Annotated in this window: 23 protein-coding genes and 1 pseudogene; 1 reads left to right on the top strand and 23 read right to left on the bottom strand. The window is 65.6% G+C overall.

Annotated features, from left to right (window positions below; translation table 11 throughout):
- Positions 1–4: 4 nt before the first annotated feature.
- From rpsH to ACZZ93_RS15570, 23 genes and pseudogenes are all read right to left on the bottom strand, one after another.
- Positions 5–403 (bottom strand): 30S ribosomal protein S8, encoded by a 399-nt coding sequence (rpsH, locus tag ACZZ93_RS15680; protein WP_045253835.1) that lies wholly within the window; start codon positions 401–403, stop codon positions 5–7.
- 120 nt (positions 404–523) lie between these two features.
- Complete coding sequence (gene rplE, locus ACZZ93_RS15675; protein ID WP_053097478.1) at positions 524–1,114, bottom strand: 50S ribosomal protein L5; 591 nt, start codon at positions 1,112–1,114, stop codon at positions 524–526.
- Positions 1,114–1,473, bottom strand: a complete 360-nt coding sequence (gene rplX, locus ACZZ93_RS15670; RefSeq protein WP_045253837.1) for a 50S ribosomal protein L24 — start codon at positions 1,471–1,473, stop codon at positions 1,114–1,116. Before rplX ends, rplE begins: the two co-directional genes overlap by 1 nt.
- A gap of 3 nt (positions 1,474–1,476) precedes the next feature.
- Complete coding sequence (gene rplN / locus ACZZ93_RS15665; RefSeq protein ID WP_053097479.1) at positions 1,477–1,845, bottom strand: 50S ribosomal protein L14; 369 nt, start codon at positions 1,843–1,845, stop codon at positions 1,477–1,479.
- A complete protein-coding gene (gene rpsQ / locus ACZZ93_RS15660; protein ID WP_053097480.1) occupies positions 1,842–2,159 on the bottom strand; it encodes a 30S ribosomal protein S17 in 318 nt (105 codons plus the stop codon). The genes rplN and rpsQ overlap by 4 nt, the downstream gene beginning before the upstream one ends.
- Positions 2,159–2,476 carry a 50S ribosomal protein L29 gene (gene rpmC, locus ACZZ93_RS15655; protein ID WP_017829202.1) on the bottom strand — a complete coding sequence of 106 codons (318 nt, stop codon included), beginning with the start codon at positions 2,474–2,476 and terminating at the stop codon, positions 2,159–2,161. Before rpmC ends, rpsQ begins: the two co-directional genes overlap by 1 nt.
- Positions 2,476–2,895: a 50S ribosomal protein L16 gene (rplP, locus tag ACZZ93_RS15650; protein WP_053097481.1), complete on the bottom strand. Its 420-nt coding sequence runs from the start codon at positions 2,893–2,895 to the stop codon at positions 2,476–2,478. The genes rpmC and rplP overlap by 1 nt, the downstream gene beginning before the upstream one ends.
- Positions 2,895–3,650: a 30S ribosomal protein S3 gene (gene rpsC, locus ACZZ93_RS15645; RefSeq protein ID WP_042538759.1), complete on the bottom strand. Its 756-nt coding sequence runs from the start codon at positions 3,648–3,650 to the stop codon at positions 2,895–2,897. The genes rplP and rpsC overlap by 1 nt, the downstream gene beginning before the upstream one ends.
- Positions 3,650–4,048 carry a 50S ribosomal protein L22 gene (gene rplV, locus ACZZ93_RS15640; protein ID WP_053097482.1) on the bottom strand — a complete coding sequence of 133 codons (399 nt, stop codon included), beginning with the start codon at positions 4,046–4,048 and terminating at the stop codon, positions 3,650–3,652. Before rplV ends, rpsC begins: the two co-directional genes overlap by 1 nt.
- A 25-nt stretch (positions 4,049–4,073) precedes the next feature.
- On the bottom strand, positions 4,074–4,355 hold the full coding sequence (gene rpsS, locus ACZZ93_RS15635; RefSeq protein WP_017829205.1) for a 30S ribosomal protein S19: 282 nt from the start codon (positions 4,353–4,355) through the stop codon (positions 4,074–4,076).
- Between the two features lie 12 nt (positions 4,356–4,367).
- A complete protein-coding gene (gene rplB, locus ACZZ93_RS15630) occupies positions 4,368–5,207 on the bottom strand; it encodes a 50S ribosomal protein L2 (RefSeq protein WP_053097483.1) in 840 nt (279 codons plus the stop codon).
- Positions 5,208–5,227: 20 nt separating this feature from the next.
- Complete coding sequence (rplW, locus tag ACZZ93_RS15625) at positions 5,228–5,551, bottom strand: 50S ribosomal protein L23 (RefSeq protein WP_053097484.1); 324 nt, start codon at positions 5,549–5,551, stop codon at positions 5,228–5,230.
- A pseudogene (rplD, locus tag ACZZ93_RS15620) lies at positions 5,548–6,209 on the bottom strand (50S ribosomal protein L4). Before rplD ends, rplW begins: the two are co-directional and overlap by 4 nt.
- A 2-nt stretch (positions 6,210–6,211) precedes the next feature.
- Complete coding sequence (gene rplC / locus ACZZ93_RS15615; RefSeq protein ID WP_053097486.1) at positions 6,212–6,871, bottom strand: 50S ribosomal protein L3; 660 nt, start codon at positions 6,869–6,871, stop codon at positions 6,212–6,214.
- A gap of 8 nt (positions 6,872–6,879) precedes the next feature.
- Positions 6,880–7,188 (bottom strand): 30S ribosomal protein S10, encoded by a 309-nt coding sequence (gene rpsJ, locus ACZZ93_RS15610; protein WP_017201594.1) that lies wholly within the window; start codon positions 7,186–7,188, stop codon positions 6,880–6,882.
- A gap of 863 nt (positions 7,189–8,051) precedes the next feature.
- The gene (locus ACZZ93_RS15605; RefSeq protein ID WP_053099214.1) at positions 8,052–8,264 is read right to left on the bottom strand and encodes a hypothetical protein; all 213 of its coding nucleotides are present in this window, start codon (positions 8,262–8,264) and stop codon (positions 8,052–8,054) included.
- A 153-nt stretch (positions 8,265–8,417) separates the two neighbouring features.
- The gene (locus ACZZ93_RS15600; RefSeq protein WP_400341766.1) at positions 8,418–9,368 is read right to left on the bottom strand and encodes a M23 family metallopeptidase; all 951 of its coding nucleotides are present in this window, start codon (positions 9,366–9,368) and stop codon (positions 8,418–8,420) included.
- 68 nt (positions 9,369–9,436) lie between these two features.
- Complete coding sequence (locus ACZZ93_RS15595) at positions 9,437–9,841, bottom strand: hypothetical protein (RefSeq protein WP_463511536.1); 405 nt, start codon at positions 9,839–9,841, stop codon at positions 9,437–9,439.
- Positions 9,842–10,020: 179 nt separating this feature from the next.
- Entirely contained in the window at positions 10,021–10,350 is a 330-nt protein-coding gene (locus tag ACZZ93_RS15590) for a sugar transferase (RefSeq protein ID WP_463511760.1), read from the bottom strand.
- Positions 10,269–11,078: a sugar transferase gene (locus ACZZ93_RS15585; protein ID WP_463511535.1), complete on the bottom strand. Its 810-nt coding sequence runs from the start codon at positions 11,076–11,078 to the stop codon at positions 10,269–10,271. Before ACZZ93_RS15585 ends, ACZZ93_RS15590 begins: the two co-directional genes overlap by 82 nt.
- On the bottom strand, positions 10,991–11,458 hold the full coding sequence (locus ACZZ93_RS15580; RefSeq protein WP_463511534.1) for a hypothetical protein: 468 nt from the start codon (positions 11,456–11,458) through the stop codon (positions 10,991–10,993). Before ACZZ93_RS15580 ends, ACZZ93_RS15585 begins: the two co-directional genes overlap by 88 nt.
- 140 nt (positions 11,459–11,598) lie before the next feature.
- Positions 11,599–13,338 (bottom strand): DUF4012 domain-containing protein, encoded by a 1,740-nt coding sequence (locus ACZZ93_RS15575; protein ID WP_463499568.1) that lies wholly within the window; start codon positions 13,336–13,338, stop codon positions 11,599–11,601.
- A gap of 73 nt (positions 13,339–13,411) precedes the next feature.
- Entirely contained in the window at positions 13,412–15,484 is a 2,073-nt protein-coding gene (locus ACZZ93_RS15570) for a glycoside hydrolase 5 family protein (protein ID WP_463511533.1), read from the bottom strand.
- A gap of 166 nt (positions 15,485–15,650) precedes the next feature.
- On the opposite strand from ACZZ93_RS15570, the gene ACZZ93_RS15565 reads away from it, so the two are divergent.
- On the top strand, positions 15,651–16,778 hold the full coding sequence (locus ACZZ93_RS15565) for a glycosyltransferase (protein WP_463499567.1): 1,128 nt from the start codon (positions 15,651–15,653) through the stop codon (positions 16,776–16,778).
- The last annotated feature ends 16 nt before the right edge of the window (positions 16,779–16,794 follow it).

The raw sequence follows: 16,794 nt of genomic DNA, 5'->3' as shown, positions 1-16,794 counted from the left end.
TCGATTACCACACGTAGGCGAGAACTTCTCCGCCCACGCCCTTCTGCTCTGCCTGACGGTCAGTGAGGAGACCGGAGGAGGTGGACAGGATGGCCACGCCGAGTCCGCCGAGGACCCTGGGCAGCTCGGTGGACTTCGCGTAGACGCGGAGGCCGGGCTTCGACACGCGCTTGATGCCCGCGATCGAACGCTCACGGTTGGGGCCGTACTTCAGCTGCAGGGTGAGGTTCGATCCGACGCGAGCGTCAGTCGTCTCCCATCCAGCGATGTAGCCCTCCTGCTGGAGGATCTCGGCGATGTGCGTCTTGAGCTTGCTCGACGGCAGGGTCACGGAGTCGTGATGCGCCGAATTCGCGTTGCGCAGACGGGTCAGCAGATCTGCGACCGGGTCTGTCATTGTCATTGTTGTTTTCCTTTGTTCATGAGGTTCCGGCTGCCGTTACACGACAGACGGCCTGCGATGACACGCAATCTTCAATTGTACGGGATCGGGCGGGGCGCTGTGCGCCCCGCCCGAAACCGCTTACGCCTGGGCGTCTTCCGTACGGAAGGGGAAGCCGAGGTGACGAAGAAGCGCGCGACCTTCGTCGTCCGTCTTCGCGGTGGTGACGACGGTGATGTCGAAACCGCGAACCCGGTCGATCTTGTCCTGATCGATCTCGTGGAACACGCTCTGCTCCTGGAGACCGAAGGTGTAGTTGCCGTTTCCGTCGAACTGCTTGCCCGAGAGGCCGCGGAAGTCGCGGATACGGGGCAGAGCGAGCGAGACGAGACGGTCCAGGAACTCCCACGCACGGTCACCGCGGAGGGTGACGTGTGCGCCGATGGCCTGGCCCTCGCGCAGCTTGAACTGCGCGATCGACTTGCGAGCCTTCGTGACGAGCGGCTTCTGACCGGTGATCTTGGTGAGATCGTCGATCGCGCCGTCGATCACCTTGCTGTCGCGGGCCGCTTCACCGACACCGGTGTTCACGACGACCTTGACCAGACCGGGGATCTGCATCACGTTGGTGTAGCCGAACTCATCCTGCAGCTTCTGCTGGATCTCGGCCTTGTACTTCGCCTTCAGGCGGGGCTGGATCTTGCCAGCCACCGCAGCGTCGGTGGTTGCCATCAGAGGTCCTTACCTGACTTCTTCGCGTACCGCACACGGACGGTGCGCTTGACGCCGTCCTTGGTCTGCTCCTCGACCCGGTGGCCGACCTTGGTCGGCTTCTTGGTCGAGGGGTCGACGAGTGCGACGTTCGAGATGTGGATGGAGGCCTCGACAGTCTCGAGGCCGCCCGTCTTGGTGCCACGCTGCGTCTGTCCGACGCGCGTGTGCTTGGTGACGTAGTTCACGCCTTCGACGATGACGCGGTTCTTGTCGGACAGGATCTCGAGGACCTTGCCCTGCTTGCCGCGGTCGCCGCCACGCTCCTGCGTGGCTCCGGTGATGACCTGAACCAGGTCACCCTTCTTGATCTTCGCCATGACTTAAATAACCTCCGGCGCCAGCGAGACGATCTTCATGAACTTCTTGTCACGAAGCTCGCGACCGACCGGTCCGAAGATACGGGTGCCGCGGGGCTCCCCGTCGTTCTTCAGGATCACGGCGGCGTTCTCGTCGAACTTGATGTACGAGCCGTCGGGACGACGCGTGGACTTGACCGTGCGGACGATGACGGCCTTGACCACATCGCCCTTCTTGACGTTGCCGCCGGGGATCGCGTCCTTGACGGTCGCGACGATCGTGTCACCGAGTCCGGCGTAACGACGGCGCGAGCCGCCGAGCACACGGATGGTGAGCAGTTCCTTCGCGCCGGTGTTGTCGGCGACCTTGAGGCGGGATTCCTGCTGGATCACTTGGCCTTCTCCAGAATCTCCACCAGACGCCAGCGCTTCGTGGCGCTGAGCGGGCGGGTCTCGTTGATCAGGACGAGGTCGCCGATGCCGGCGGAGTTCGCCTCATCGTGCGCCTTGACCTTCGAGGTGCGGCGGATGACCTTGCCGTAAAGCGGGTGCTTCACGCGGTCCTCGACCTCGACCACGATGGTCTTGTCCATCTTGTCGCTGATGACGTAGCCACGACGCGACTTGCGGTACCCACGGGCATCCGCATCGCGAACATCGTGCTCTGCGTGCTCAGCCTCGACGGCAGCTTCCTTCTTGGTGGCCATCACTCAGCCTCTTCCTTCACGGCGTCGTCAGCGGAGTCCGCCTTCTTCGCCTTCGACTTGGTCGCCTTCTTGGCCGGAGCCTCGACCGGAGCGGGCGTCGCACGGATGCCCAGCTCGCGTTCGCGGATCACGGTGTACAGGCGCGCGATGTCGCGCTTGACGGCGCGGATGCGGCCGTGGCTCTCCAGCTGGCCGGTGGCCGACTGGAAACGGAGGTTGAACAGCTCCTCCTTGGCCTTACGCAGCTCCTCAACGAGGCGCTGGTCTTCGAACGTGTCGAGCTCTGCCGGAGCGAGCTCCTTGGTGCCGATCGCCATTACGCGTCGCCCTCCTCGCGCTTGATGATGCGTGCCTTCAGCGGCAGCTTGTGGATTGCTCGGGTGAGGGCCTCGCGAGCGAGCTCCTCATTGACGCCTGCGACCTCGAAGAGGACGCGACCCGGCTTGACGTTGGCGACCCACCACTCGGGGGAACCCTTACCGGAACCCATGCGGGTCTCGGCAGGCTTCTTGGTGAGGGGGCGGTCGGGGTAGATGTTGATCCACACCTTTCCACCACGCTTGATGTGACGCGTCATCGCGATACGAGCGGACTCGATCTGACGGTTGGTCACGTAAGCGGGCGTGAGGGCCTGGATGCCGAAGTCGCCGAAGGAGACCTTCGTGCCACCGGTGGCCTGGCCATCACGCTTGGGGTGATGCTGCTTGCGGTACTTGACCTTGCGGGGAATAAGCATCAGGCAGACGCTCCTTCTGCGACAGGGGCCTCGTTGCGCGGCGCGCGGCGGCGGTCGCCACCACGGTCGTCACGACGGGACTTCGGGGCGTTGGCCTGCTCGCGAGCAAGCTCCTTGTTGGTCAGGTCACCCTTGTAGATCCAGACCTTCACGCCGATGCGGCCGAAGGTGGTCTTCGCCTCGTAGAAGCCGTAGTCGATGTTCGCGCGCAGCGTGTGCAGCGGCACACGACCCTCGCGGTAGAACTCCGAGCGGCTCATCTCGGCGCCGCCGAGGCGGCCGGAGACCTGGATGCGGATGCCCTTGGCGCCAGCGCGCTGCGCGCCCTGGAGACCCTTGCGCATCGCACGACGGAACGCCACGCGAGCAGACAGCTGCTCGGCGATGCCCTGTGCGACGAGCTGAGCGTCAGCCTCGGGGTTCTTGACCTCGAGGATGTTCAGCTGGATCTGCTTGCCCGAGAGCTTCTCGAGGTCGCCGCGGATGCGCTCGGCCTCGGCGCCACGACGACCGATCACGATGCCCGGGCGGGCGGTGTGGATGTCGACGCGGACGCGGTCACGGGTGCGCTCGATCTCGATGTTCGAGACACCGGCGCGGTCGAGCTGCGTCTTCAGCAGGTTGCGGATCTTGATGTCCTCGGCGACGTAGTCGGCGTAACGCTGACCCGGCTTCGTCGAGTCCGAGAACCAACGCGACACGTGGTCCGTGGTGATGCCGAGGCGGAAGCCGTACGGGTTTACTTTCTGTCCCATTACTTGCTCGCCTTCTTGTTGCTGTCGCTTGCAGCGGCCGGAGCCGCCTCAGGCGTCGAGAGCACGACCGTGATGTGGCTCGTGCGCTTCTTGATCTGGAAAGCGCGACCCTGTGCACGAGGCTGGAAACGCTTGAGCGTCGTCCCCTCGTCTACGTAGGCGTTAGCCACGTACAGGTCCTGCTCGTCGAGGTACTCGCCGTCACGATCCGCCTTGACCTGTGCGTTGGCCATGGCCGACGCGACAAGCTTGTAGATCGGCTCACTGGCGCTCTGCTGTGCGAACTTCAGGATCGCCAGAGCCTCCTGGGCCTGCTTGCCCTTGATGAGCGCGACGACACGACGAGCCTTCTGAGGGGTCACGCGGATGTGTCGCACGCGTGCGATGGACTCCACCATTTCTCTCTCCTCTATCGCCACCGCGTCAGCGGCGGCGGCCCTTCTTGTCGTCCTTCTCGTGGCCGCGGAAGGTGCGGGTGGGCGCGAACTCGCCCAGTTTGTGGCCGACCATGGTCTCGGACACAAACACGGGGATGTGCTTGCGACCGTCGTGGACCGCGATCGTGTGACCCAGCATGGCCGGGATGATCATGGACCGGCGAGACCAGGTCTTGATGACGTTCTTGGTGCCGGCTTCGTTCTGCACGACCACCTTGCGAAGCAGGTGATCGTCGACGAAGGGGCCCTTCTTAAGACTGCGAGGCATCTTCTCTTACTCCTACTTACGCTTCTTGCCGGCGTTACGACGACGCACGATGTACTTGTCGCTTTCCTTGTTGGCGTGACGGGTGCGACCCTCAGCCTGGCCCCACGGGGAGACGGGGTGACGTCCACCGGACGTCTTGCCCTCACCACCACCATGCGGGTGGTCGACCGGGTTCATCGCGACACCACGGACGGTCGGGCGGACGCCCTTCCAGCGCATGCGGCCGGCCTTGCCCCAGTTGATGTTCGACTGCTCGGCGTTGCCGACCTCGCCGATGGTCGCGCGGCAGCGCGCATCGACGTTGCGGATCTCGCCCGAGGGCAGACGCAGCTGGGCGAAGTTGCCATCCTTGGCCACGAGACGGACGGATGCACCGGCCGAACGTGCCATCTTCGCGCCGCCACCGGGACGGAGCTCGATCGCGTGGATGACGGTACCCGTCGGGATGTTCTTCAGCGGGAGGTTGTTGCCCGGCTTGATGTCGGCACCAGCACCCGACTCGACGACGTCGCCCTGCTTCAGCTTCGCCGGCGCGAGGATGTAGCGCTTCTCGCCGTCGAAGTAGTGCAGCAGCGCGATGCGTGCCGTGCGGTTGGGGTCGTACTCGATGTGAGCGACGCGGGCGTCGACGCCGTCCTTGTCATTGCGACGGAAGTCGATGACACGGTACTGGCGCTTGTGGCCACCACCGATGTGACGGGTCGTGATGCGGCCCTGGTTGTTGCGACCACCGGTCTTCGAGAGCGGGCGCAGCAGCGACTTCTCCGGCGTCGATCGGGTGATCTCGGCGAAGTCAGCCACCGACGAGCCGCGACGGCCCGGGGTCGTGGGCTTGTACTTGCGAATAGCCATTATTGTCCTTATCCCCCGGATCAGCCGATTGCCGTGAAGATGTCGATGGTGCCCGACTTCAGGGTCACGATGGCGCGCTTGGTGTCCTTGCGCTTGCCGGTGCCGAAGCGGGTGCGACGAGCCTTGCCGACGCGGTTGAGGGTGTTGACCCCTGCGACCTTGACGCCGAAGATCTTCTCGATGGCGAGCTTGATCTCGGTCTTCGAAGCGCGCGGGTCCACGAGGAAGGTGTACTTACCCTCGTCGATGAGACCGTAGCTCTTCTCGGACACGACCGGCTTCAGGATGACGTCGCGCGGGTCCTTGTTCAGGGCCGTCTGGAGAACAGATGCCTGCTCGCTCATGCGGAGACCTCCTGGTTGGCGCCGGACTTCGAGGCGATGAAGCCCTCGATCGCGGCCTGGGTGAAGACGATGTCGTCGGAGACGAGAACGTCGTAGGCGTTGAGCTGGTCGAACGTCAGAACGTGAACGTTGCTGAGGTTGCGGATGCTCTTGAGCGCGAGCTCGTCGTTGCGCACGATGACGACCAGGACGTTCTTCGACGTGGCGACCTGCGAGAGGAAGCTCACGGCTGCCTTCGTCGAGGGGCGCCATCGGTGCCGAACGTGTCGATCACGTGCAGACGGTCCCCGCGGAAGCGATCGCTGAGTGCACCGCGGAGGGCTGCGGCGATCATCTTCTTGGGGGTGCGCTGCGAGTAGTCGCGCGGCTTGGGGCCGTGCACGATTCCACCACCGGTCATGTGCGGCGCGCGGATCGAGCCCTGACGGGCGTTACCCGTGCCCTTCTGCTTGAAGGGCTTGCGGCCTGCACCCGAGACCTCACCGCGACGCTTGGTCGAGTGGGTTCCCTGGCGAGCCGCCGCGAGCTGCGCGACGACGACCTGGTGGATGAGCGGGATGTTCGTCTTGGCGTCGAACAGTTCGGCGGGAAGCTCGATCGAGCCAGCCTTCTTGCCGTCTGCCTTGAGGACGTCAAGCGCGAGAGTGGAGTCAGCCATGATCAGGCACCCTTCACTGCGTTGCGGACGTAGACGATGCGACCACGAGCACCGGGGACGGCGCCCTTGACGAGCAGCAGACCCTTCTCGATGTCGACGGCGTGCACCGTGAGGTTGAGGACGGTCACGCGCTCGCCACCCATACGGCCGGCCATGCGCATGCCCTTGAAGACGCGGCTCGGGGTCGACGATGCGCCGATGGAGCCGGGCTTGCGGTGGTTGCGGTGCGAACCGTGCGAAGCCGAGACGCCCTTGAAGTTGTGACGCTTCATGACACCGGCGAAGCCCTTGCCCTTGCTCGTGCCGACGACGTCGACGAGCTGACCGGCTTCGAAGGTGCCGTCGACCGTGAGCTCCTGGCCCAGCGAGTAGTCAGCGGCATCCGCGGTGCGGATCTCGGTGACGTGACGACGCGGCGTGACGCCGGCGGCCTCGAAGTGAGCGGTCAGCGGCTTGTTCACCTTGCGCGGGTCGATCTGGCCGTACGCGATCTGCACGGCGTTGTAGCCGTCCTTCTCGGGGGTACGGATCTGCGTGACCACGTTCGAGGCGAGCTCGATGACGGTGACGGGAACGAGCTTGCCGTTCTCGTTCCACACCTGGGTCATGCCGAGCTTGGTGCCGAGCATGCCCTTGGAAATCTTGGAGTTGATGTCAACCATGTCCGACCTCAGAGCTTGATCTCGATGTTGACATCGGCAGGCAGGTCGAGACGCATCAGCGAGTCGACAGCCTTCGGCGTCGGGTCGACGATGTCGATCAGACGCTTGTGGGTGCGCATCTCGAAGTGCTCGCGGCTGTCCTTGTACTTGTGGGGCGACCGGATGACGCACACGACGTTCTTCTCGGTCGGAAGGGGCACGGGGCCGACGACTGTTGCGCCCGCACGGGTCACGGTGTCGACGATCTTGCGTGCGGACGTGTCGATGACCTCGTGGTCATACGACTTCAGGCGAATGCGGATCTTCTGTCCCGCCATTGTCTGCTCTCTCTCTTTAAGCGTCTTACCGACCTGGGCCGGGTGACCCAGGGGCATTGGACGCACGTCGGCGCTGTTCGCGCCTCGGCACTCGAACGGCTCTCGCGAGTCGATCTGCTGCACCACTGTTCTGCTGTCATCCCGCACGCCTCGGCGAGCGGATGTCCGACCTCCGCCGCGCACGGCGAAGCCCTCGTGATGAAGATGTCGGGATCGTTCTGCCACCCGCGGCCTAGGTCCCTGCGCGTCTGCGCCGCCTATGCACTGTCGTGATGGTGATCCGGCTGACGCTGAGCGCGCCGGAATGTCGAACCTGTCTATTCTGCCACGGCCGATTTCACTTGCGCAAACCCGGGCGTGTCGCATTCGCTGAGCATCCCCTGAGTGCGCACCCCAGCCGTCGGATCGGCGCCTCTGATCGACGCCGCCGACGACCCCTCAGCGCGCTGAGGAGAGCGGGGCGAGGCATCCCCATGCCTCGCCCCGCTTGGGGAGGGCGTTCAGTGCGAGGGGGCACACCGAACGCGAGGACTCCGGCGTGAAGGGACGCCGGGTTCCTCGACCGAGGGCGCGGCGAAGAGACCGCCGCGCGGGCGGGAAGACGTCTGAGCGCACAGAGTGCGCGCGTCGCACGATGATCCCCAAAATCGTTATCCCCAGTTTGACGCGGCGAACCGCGTGAATTCGGGAAGTCGAACCCCTTCGACATCCCTGATCGCAAGTTCCCCAGGCGATCGTCATCCATTCTAAGGGAACCCGGACGTGAAACGCGATACCGGCGGGCCGAATACTTGGTGCCGCACGCAGAGGAGCGGCGACTCCCCCGTGGGGGAATCGCCGCTCTGCGTCTCAGACGCGTGGTCTCACTCGTTGCCGACGGCCTTGTCGGCGCTGTCGCGGATCTCGTCGATCTTGTCAGCGGCACCCGGTGCGATCTTCTTGGCGAAGTCGGCGACGCCGTCGAGCACCTTGTCGCTGATGTCTTCCGCCTGCTCGCTCTTCACTGCCTCGGCGATCTTGTCCTTGTTCTGCTCGTACAGATCCTTGCCCTTGTTGACAGTCTCATCGATACCCATGCGGGCCCCCTTGTGTGCGATCAGTGCGACGGATCCCCGACGCACGTTCATTCTGCACGCAACGGGTGGTCGGCGGAAGACGTTCGGACGGGAACGTCCTCCGAACACGACCCCCGCGGCTGCGACACCGACACTCGAGCGGAGGATGTGCGGCTACGACTGCCAGTAGTTCTTCTTGAACACGACCTGCTGCACCCTGATACCCGGATTGAGAGCACGGATATCGGCATACAGGCGCAGCGGACCCGACAGGAAGTACGGCAGCGTGTAAAGGCCGTATGTCGGAGAGTTCGCTGCGGTTGCCTTCGTCGCCGGGACCTCGAGCATCGGTTGCGGGGATGTGCTCACAACCCCTCCGCTGCCATTGAGGGTCTGTGCCACGACGCGGACCTGGAATCCCTTGGTGACCCCGGTCGCCGTGAGATAGAGCGAGAGCTCGCCCGTCTCCTTGATGGTCGCGCTGCTCTCAGCCAGCCAGAAGGCACCGGGGGCAACCGGTATGCGAGCCCACGCCCCCTCCGGCAAGACAGCGTTCCACGACAGTGTCGATGACTTATGGGTGGGCACAGGATCCTCCGCTGGGGGCTGGTAGGGACCGGTTTCGACGTAGTTCTCGAAGTCGACCGAGTTGGTGAATCCCAGCTGGAGCGGCGTGCCACCGATCCAGAGGGAGACGTGGACATGGGGGCCGTAACCGGCATCGCTGCCGAAACCGGACGCGCCCGAGTAGGCGATCACCTGTCCGCGAGCGACACGTGCACCCAGGGGAACCGTGCTCGACTGCAGGTGCAGATAACGGATGTAGTTGCCGTCGTCGGCCCGAAGCGCGAGGTAGCGTCCGGTCGCGGTCGTCGTCGAATCCTTCCGATCGACGATCACTCCGTTCGCGGCCGCCCGGATCTGCGTGCCGGTGATCACCGCATAATCGGTGCCCGGCTCGCCCGAGGGCGGATTCCGGTTCTTGTGCCCTTGCCAGGAGCTTGAGATGCGGACGTCTCCACACGGCCGAAGGTAGGTCCCCGCCGCGGTCGCGCTGAGACCCGGCGAGAACAGGTCCCACCCCACGGCGGAAGCCCCGACGACCCCGCCGGCGGCGATCAGCATCGCGCGCCGAGAGAGGAGCGGCTGTGGTGAGCGGCTGGCCGAGGGCTCAGCGTCCCCCGCGTCGCACACTAGCGGTCGCCGCCTTCGTTCTCGCCGCGGATCAGGTTCTCGATCTGCTCCTCCGGGAGTGGCTCGAGTGATGCCGACGACATGCCGAGCTCAGGCGCGGAGGGCGAGCCTCCGATCGTGCACTGGGCCTGCGCCTCGAGCCCGGAGGCCTGCGCCGGAACCAGCACGAGCCATTCTGGAGCGACCGACCGCTTCTCGATGCGGGTGTCTTCGATGGTGAAGGCGACGTCGGCGGGGAATGCCGAGAGCGTCGCGTCGATGCAGATCTGCGCCAGCTCTCCACTCTCGAAACCACCGAAGCCGTCGGACGGAGTCGCCGTGGGCTCCGGGCTGACCGAGGGGTCGGGAGTGGGGTCTGCGGCCGACGGGCTGGGATCGGGAGTCGAGGCCGTCGAGGTCGGCACCGGGCTCGACGCGCTCGGCAGCGCAGCGCAACCCGAGGCACCACCGACGAGGAAGACGACCAGAGCACTCGCGGCGACACACCGAGCAAGGGGGATCTCATGATTTTGAATGTACCCAGCGCCTGGCGTCAGCCGTGGATGCGACGCGGACAGTCGCGGGGAATCTTCGCGACGATCGCTCAGTGCGCCGTGGCACCGGGGGCAACGACCGTGCGGACGGTGCGGAACAGAATGATGAGGTCCTGCATGAGCGACCAGTTCTCGACGTAGTACAGGTCGAGGCGGATGGTCTCCTCCCACGACAGCGAAGAGCGTCCACTCACCTGCCACAACCCGCTCATGCCGGGCTTCACCAGCAGGCGGCGATGCGCGAAGTCGTCGTACAGCGCGACTTCCGTGGCGCGCTGAGGCCGTGGACCCACCAGGCTCATGTGCCCGAGGAAAACGTTGACCAGCTGAGGCAGCTCGTCGATGGAGTGCCTGCGGAAGAAGCGTCCGACTCTGGTGATGCGCGGATCGTCGTTGATCTTGAACAGCGGCGTTCCTGCATCCCCTGCAGATCGAGGAGGGTCGCCAGCTGGTCGTCGGCATCCGCCACCATCGATCGGAACTTCAGCATGCCGAAGGTGCGCCCTCCGCGGCCGATCCGTTCCTGACGGAAGAAGATGCCCCCGGGTCCGTCGATACGGATCGCGATGGCGGCGATCAGGAAGACCGGCGACATGAGGACGAGCAGCAGCGAGGAGCCGACGATGTCGAAGGCCCGCTTGAGGAAGCGCTTGGCACCTTCCATCCGCGGGAAGTCGACGTGCACGAGAGGCAGACCGGCGACGGGCGTCGCATGCATGCGAGGTCCGGCGATGTCCGTGAGCACCGGGGCCATGATGAGCTGGATGTCGCGGTCGGACACCGAATACCCCAGGCGGCGCATCGTCAGTGGGTCGAGATCATCGGACCCGACGATGATCAGCGCATCGAAGCGCACCTCGTCGAGCACTCTCTCGACGTTCGCGATGTCGCCGAGCACCTCGAAGCCCGAGATGTCCGCAGCGGAGGTGGTCTCGGTGATCACTCCGAGGATCTCATACCCGCTGCTCTTGGCACGCCGGATCTCGCGCCCCACGAGGGCGACCTTCGACGGCTCGCCGATCACCACCGCCCTGTGCAGATACCGCCCCGTCTTCTGCCGCCCACGCAGCCACTGCCTGCACATCCACCGCGACAGGAGGAGCAGCACGAGTCCGAGGGGAAGACGACTGCGACGAGCGCGCGCGAAAGCTCCATGCCGAGGAAGAACGCGATGGCGACGGTGACCGCGAACACGGCGACCGACGCGTTGACGATTCTGCGGTACTCATCCGCCCCGTGCCCCACCGTGTGACGGTCGCGGGAATCCGTCACGTCGAGAGCTATCAACCACAGGATGCCGATCAGCGCGAGCACCAGGAGATACGACACTCGGGGCCCGCCGGGCCAGGAGACACCGGTCAGCAGCCCCGGAAGCACGATAATCGCCGCGATGATGAGTGCGAGAAGGACGACGACGACGTCGTTGTAGAAGAGACGACTCGCGTAGAGCCGAGTCCATGCGACTCGCCGGGCTTTCTTCATCTGCACCGGGGCGGTGTTCCTCGGCTCACGCGCGGCGCTGGAGCCACCGTGCTCGAGTTGAACGACGACGACACTCACCCCCTTGACCGCGCTGACGTCAGAACGCGTGCAAGTATATCGGGCTGCCGCCGAGCCGGGGATAGACCTCAGCCGGCGCAGTCGTCGGTGACGACGGGCTTCTCTCCCCGCACCATCGGGTTCGTCTGCACCGCGAGCGGTCCGTAATCGCCGTCTGATCCGACGAACGTCGCCGTCACGTCGATCGAGTCCCCTGGGTCGAACCACGCCTCGAACGCGACGACCGGTCGGCCGAGGTCATCGATGTCGCGGTGCATGACCGACACCTCGTCGCCGTTGAAGGTGGCGTCGCTCAGCGTCGTTCCCGGAGGACCGTAGATGAAGATCCAGTCACGGAACCGGGCGCCGAAGGTCATGCTCTGCACATAACGGGGCAGCGCCTCGGCCTGACGTTGGGTCAGCGGTAGCGTGAGCGAACCCGTGGCTGTGAACGTCGTGTTGCCCGCCTCGCAGATCGCCGTGGCCGTCGTCGCGGTCTCCGTGAAGTAGTCGATCTTCGAGCCGTTGCTGTTGTTGAAATAGATGCCGACAGTCGTCGCATCGGAGTTGTCCGTCGGAAGAACGCCGCTGATCCTTTCGCCTTCGATCGCGGCGGCGACCTGAGCGTCATCACTCCAGGCGAGCACGCTGCCCTGCGACGCGCTCTCCGTGATCGCCCACATCATGTCCTTCAGATCGAAGTCCCCGGACGCGATCTGGTCGAACACTGCCGCGGCGGTGTCGGCGAAGAATCCATCGACGAGTTCGGGTTCCTTGTAGGAATCCCAGCGTCCGTAGACCTCGCTCAGCAGCAGCGAGACCGCGTTCTCTTCGGAGAGGACTTCGCCCGAGGCCAGCTCGATCGGACCTGTGGCCTTGAGGATGCGCGACAGCGCCATCGGATCGATCGAGACCACGCCGGCGATCTCGTCGTCAGCGATGTCTCGCTGCCACCAGGCGCGCATGATCTTCGCCGCGGTGGGGAAGTCGGGGCGACTCATGCTCGTGTTGATGTGGTCGACGAGGTAGCTCGTGTACAGCTCGATGGCGCTCGGGGGGACGTCGACGTCGACCGCGACGCCGTTCTGGTAGTTGCCGCTGTCGCCCTGCGCGCCGATCGAGATCGTGCCGTTCTCGACCCGCACGAGGGTCTGCGCGGCAGCACTGCCTCCGAGGGCGAGTGTCTCGGCGTTGTTCTGAAAGACGAGCAGATAGTTGCGCGCGCCTTCGCCTCCGAGCAGCGTCGGGAGCACTCCGATCATGGGGGCGGCCGCCGACATCACCTCGTCGACCTGGTCGACGCCCTCGCGCACGACCGACACGAGGAAGGGAGACTGCGAGACGGACTCCAGCCCGTCCGCGAGCTCGGTGATGTGCGTCGCCTGATCGTCGGTGGCCTCGAGCAGCCGCTCCGTGATCGATCCCGTCGAATCCTCATCGCCCATCACGGGCAGTGCGACACCGTTGACGAGCGCGTCGAGCGACTGTGCCGCGAGGCGCACCCCCTTGAGGTTGTCGCCCACAACGGGGACCCACTCCATGACCCACCACACCGGATCGGATGCCGCGGCACCGGCGCTCGCAGCGCTCTCGGACAGCTCGGGGAGGACCTCGTCGACCTCGGCGCCACCGTCCTGGATCTGACCGATGAGCTCTTGGCTCTGGATCAGCCCGTCCTTCACGGTGATGGCGCGGAGCCCGACCCAGCACACCGCGAGGAGGAACGCTATGACGACGAGAGCGAGAATCACCCAGACACGACGTCGTCGACGCTGACGGCCCGACTTCTGCTCGTCGATGCTCTGCGCATCCTGACTACCTGCGCTCATGGTCGACTTGCCTTTCGTGCTGGAGTGATCTGGTGAATTGTACTGGCGACACCTGAGACCGTCTTCGCGGCGCTCACTCCGCTTCCGATGAGATGAAGATCGGAGACGCGCCGAGGGTCAGAGTGACCTCGCCGCCCTCGGGGACGATCGACTGCGTCTGCCCGGACATGTCGGTGACCGTCACGGGGACGTCGGACGCGAAGGTGCGCTGCACCTCGCCCTGCTTCGCCCACGCGATTCGCGTCTCGTCGCCTTCCGTCCCGAACACCTCCACCGTGGTCGTGTCGTCGGATTCATCCGAGGCGAAGGCCTTGTCGCGGAGCTGTGTGATCATCAGAGCCTGAGCGAAGGCCCCGGGCTTCGGAGCCAGAGCGACGACGTCCGGGCGCGGCGAGTTCTCGTAAAGGCCGAAGTTCGACTCCCCCGCGGCGGGGTCGGCAGCGTCGTTGACGAGGTCGTACCAGAAGTACTTCTCCACGCCGTTTGCAAAGGCAAGGGCCTGGTTGCGCACCATCATCTGCCCCTGCTCGAGCACGGAGACCCCGTCGTAATGCGTGGGGAATCCCATCTCGGTGACCCACACAGGCCGCGTCTCCCCCGCGAACTCCTGCATGTCGGCGTAGGACTGCTGCACCGTGCCGGCGATCAGATCGGCGTCGCGATTGATCCACGACTCGTAGGGGTGGTAGCTCGCCGCGTCGGTCACGGCCATGCCGCCGGCCTGCCAGAACCCGGTGAACCACTCGCTGTCGTAGAGGGCGGTGGAGCCCGTGACGATGGGGAGGTCCGGATACGCCGTGCTGACGTGGTCGCGGACGGCCTGCGCGATCGGCACGTAGCAGGCGGGCGCCGGCCCGCAGGCCGTGTCGTTCTCGCGATGGTTGAACTCGTTCAGGACTTCGAGACCGACGAGATCGAACCGGTCGGCGACGGCCTTCGCATAGGCGCCGTATGCCTGGATCGCCGCCTCGTTGCCCGGCGCCTTCCTGGCACCGTAGAGCCTGTTGCCGTACACGACGAGGCCCAGCAGCTTCACGTCGTTCGCGTGCATGCGCTCGAACTCGCGCACATAGTTCTCGTCCCACACGTACTGGCCGGCGACCTTCTCGTTCCGCTCCCACGAGATGTCGTTGCGCACCTCGGCGAAGCCGATCGCGGCCGCCAGAGATCCGGTGCCGATGAAGGCCTCCTTCTCGACGTGCGCTCCCACGCCGAAGCGCCCGTCCTGGCTCACGGAGAAGCCGTCGGTGTCGATCACTGCGACGTCCGTCTGGATCTGCCGCCCGGAGGAGTCGTTGACGGCGACGGTGTAGTGCCCCTGAGTCACGCCGGTCAACGGCAGGGCCGAGAGAGGGCCTGCGGACTCGAACTCGCCGGTGATCGGCTCACCGCCGGCCGTCGATGTGGCATTCCACTGCACGGGCCCCTCAGCGAGAGAGACGGCGAGCACCGCGGATTCATCCGTCATGACGAGTGAGTCGTTGACGATGCCCGCCGGAGTCTGCACGGCTTCGAAGGAGCCGTTGGGCACGAGGTTGTCGGTGCCGGCCGCGGTGATTGACACGTCGTCGATCCCGAACCCGCGCACGGCACCGGAGAGCACGACGTCCAACGTCGATGCGGCGGGCTGATCGGCCGTCGAGGTGAACGGGAACTCGATCGTCTCCCATTCCGCATCCAGCTCGGGAAGCGTGAAGGTCTGGCCTCCCGCGGTCAGGCGAACACCGGTCTCGGTCTTCTCCTCTGCGAGCACCCGCACCGAAGCGGTGAGCGTGTATTCCGTGTCCGGCGCGAGTGCGACGGGAGCGGTCGCGGCGACGATGTCCGCATCATCAGCCGGGGCATCCACTCGCAGAGACACAGCGCCCTGCGCGGCGTCGCCAACTTCGGGCAGAACCGTGCCGACCACTCGGCGGTCTGCGAGTGTCCATCCGTCGACCGATGCGCGTGCCACATTCGTCACCGGAACCACGGCCGGCGACTCGGTCACGACCGGCTCGGGAGAAGCCTCAGGAGAGGCATCGGCGCGAGGCTGCGCCTGCTGCCCGGAGATGACCATCGCAGCAGCGGCACCTCCTCCGACAAGGAGCACGGTGACCGCGCTCGCGATGATGATCGTCTTCTTCGTCGCGCGCAGAGCCATCATGTCCTTTCCCCCGAGTGTTCGTCTCCAATGTATCGGGTCGTACTCGGGACGAACCTGACAGCCGCCCTGGGCCCGCCCGCCGAGAACTTCCCTAGACTCGACGCATGCTTGCAGAGGCCCAGCCGACACTGCGCGCCCGCGTGCCCTGTGGTGCGAGGTCGGCGCTGTGAGCGGTGTGCTGGTGCACGAATGGCTCGCTCCGAGAGGCGGCTCCGAGAACGTCTTCGAGGCACTCAGCCGGGTCTTCCCGGACGCAGCGCGCTATTGCCTGTGGAATGAAAGCGAAGGCCGCTTCGTCGTCGATGGCGAGACATGGCTGGCCCGCACACCGCTGCGCGGACGCAAGGCCGCAGCCGTCGGTCTGATGCCGCTCGCCTGGCGGACTCTTCCGAGCGTCGATGCGGACTGGATCCTCACGAGCTCGCATCTCTTCGCGCACCATGCGAGATTCGGGGGCTCCGGGCGCGGCGCCCCGAAGCTCGTCTACGCCCACACCCCGGCGCGCTACATCTGGAACCCCGAGCTCGATGTGCGCGGCAACACGTTCGCCGCGAGGGCCGCTGCGACGCTGCTGAAGGGGCTGGATCGCCGGAGGGCCCAGGAGCCCGTCGCGATCGCCGCGAACAGCGTGTTCGTGCAGAAGCGCATCGCCGAGGCATGGCATCGCGAGAGCACGGTGATCCACCCTCCCGTCGATGTGACCGGCTTCCTCCGCGCACCTCAACCGGACGAACGGGATCAGGACGCGCTCGCGCAGTTGCCCGAGACCTTCCTCCTCGGCTTCTCGCGGTTCATCCCCTACAAGCGACTGGATCTCGTGATCGAGGCCGGCAACGCCGCCGACATGCCGGTCGTGCTCGCGGGTGCGGGACCGGATGAGGATCGTCTGCGCTCGTTCGCCGAAGAGCGCGCGCCGGGTCGGGTCTTCTTCGTGAGGTCGCCCGGAGCGGAGCTCTACCGCGCGCTGCTGCAGCGCTGCATCGCGCTCGTCTTCCCTGCGGTCGAGGATTTCGGCATCGTCCCGGTCGAGGCCATGGCGGCAGGTCGACCGGTGATCGCCGCACCCGTGGGCGGTACGACCGAGACCATCGTCGAAGGCACCACCGGCGCCTTCGTCGAGAGCTGGACGCGCGACGAGCTGCGCCGAGCCGTCGAGGTGGCCGCCGGTGTCTCACCCGACGCGTGCCGCGCGCAGGCGATGAAGTTCTCCGAAGCGGTGTTCGCGGATCGCATCAGGGAGTGGGTGGCGGAGTCGGTCGATGGCGCACACTCGTCGGAAGCGAGGAGCGCATGACCGTTCTCGTGGATGA

Source organism: Microbacterium sp. AC026 (genome assembly GCF_979258475.1).
The sequence above is the reverse complement of the archived record's forward strand: the minus strand, read 5'-3'. Positions and strand labels throughout refer to the sequence as shown.

Excerpts from the sequence above, each read along its gene's own strand:
- ACZZ93_RS15600 (WP_400341766.1), bottom strand. The coding sequence starts at position 9,368 with ATGCTGATCGCCGCCGGCGGGGTCGTCGGGGCTTCCGCCGTGGGGTGG.
- rplE (WP_053097478.1), bottom strand. The coding sequence starts at position 1,114 with ATGGCAACCACCGACGCTGCGGTGGCTGGCAAGATCCAGCCCCGCCTG.
- rplW (WP_053097484.1), bottom strand. The coding sequence starts at position 5,551 with ATGAGCGAGCAGGCATCTGTTCTCCAGACGGCCCTGAACAAGGACCCG.
- rplX (WP_045253837.1), bottom strand. The coding sequence starts at position 1,473 with ATGGCGAAGATCAAGAAGGGTGACCTGGTTCAGGTCATCACCGGAGCC.
- rpsC (WP_042538759.1), bottom strand. The coding sequence starts at position 3,650 with ATGGGACAGAAAGTAAACCCGTACGGCTTCCGCCTCGGCATCACCACG.
- rplV (WP_053097482.1), bottom strand. The coding sequence starts at position 4,048 with ATGGTGGAGTCCATCGCACGCGTGCGACACATCCGCGTGACCCCTCAG.
- rplP (WP_053097481.1), bottom strand. The coding sequence starts at position 2,895 with ATGCTTATTCCCCGCAAGGTCAAGTACCGCAAGCAGCATCACCCCAAG.
- rpsQ (WP_053097480.1), bottom strand. The coding sequence starts at position 2,159 with ATGGCCACCAAGAAGGAAGCTGCCGTCGAGGCTGAGCACGCAGAGCAC.
- ACZZ93_RS15575 (WP_463499568.1), bottom strand. The coding sequence starts at position 13,338 with ATGAGCGCAGGTAGTCAGGATGCGCAGAGCATCGACGAGCAGAAGTCG.
- ACZZ93_RS15605 (WP_053099214.1), bottom strand. The coding sequence starts at position 8,264 with ATGGGTATCGATGAGACTGTCAACAAGGGCAAGGATCTGTACGAGCAG.
- ACZZ93_RS15570 (WP_463511533.1), bottom strand. The coding sequence starts at position 15,484 with ATGATGGCTCTGCGCGCGACGAAGAAGACGATCATCATCGCGAGCGCG.
- rpsH (WP_045253835.1), bottom strand. The coding sequence starts at position 403 with ATGACAATGACAGACCCGGTCGCAGATCTGCTGACCCGTCTGCGCAAC.
- rplC (WP_053097486.1), bottom strand. The coding sequence starts at position 6,871 with ATGGTTGACATCAACTCCAAGATTTCCAAGGGCATGCTCGGCACCAAG.
- rpmC (WP_017829202.1), bottom strand. The coding sequence starts at position 2,476 with ATGGCGATCGGCACCAAGGAGCTCGCTCCGGCAGAGCTCGACACGTTC.
- rplB (WP_053097483.1), bottom strand. The coding sequence starts at position 5,207 with ATGGCTATTCGCAAGTACAAGCCCACGACCCCGGGCCGTCGCGGCTCG.
- rpsS (WP_017829205.1), bottom strand. The coding sequence starts at position 4,355 with ATGCCTCGCAGTCTTAAGAAGGGCCCCTTCGTCGACGATCACCTGCTT.
- rpsJ (WP_017201594.1), bottom strand. The coding sequence starts at position 7,188 with ATGGCGGGACAGAAGATCCGCATTCGCCTGAAGTCGTATGACCACGAG.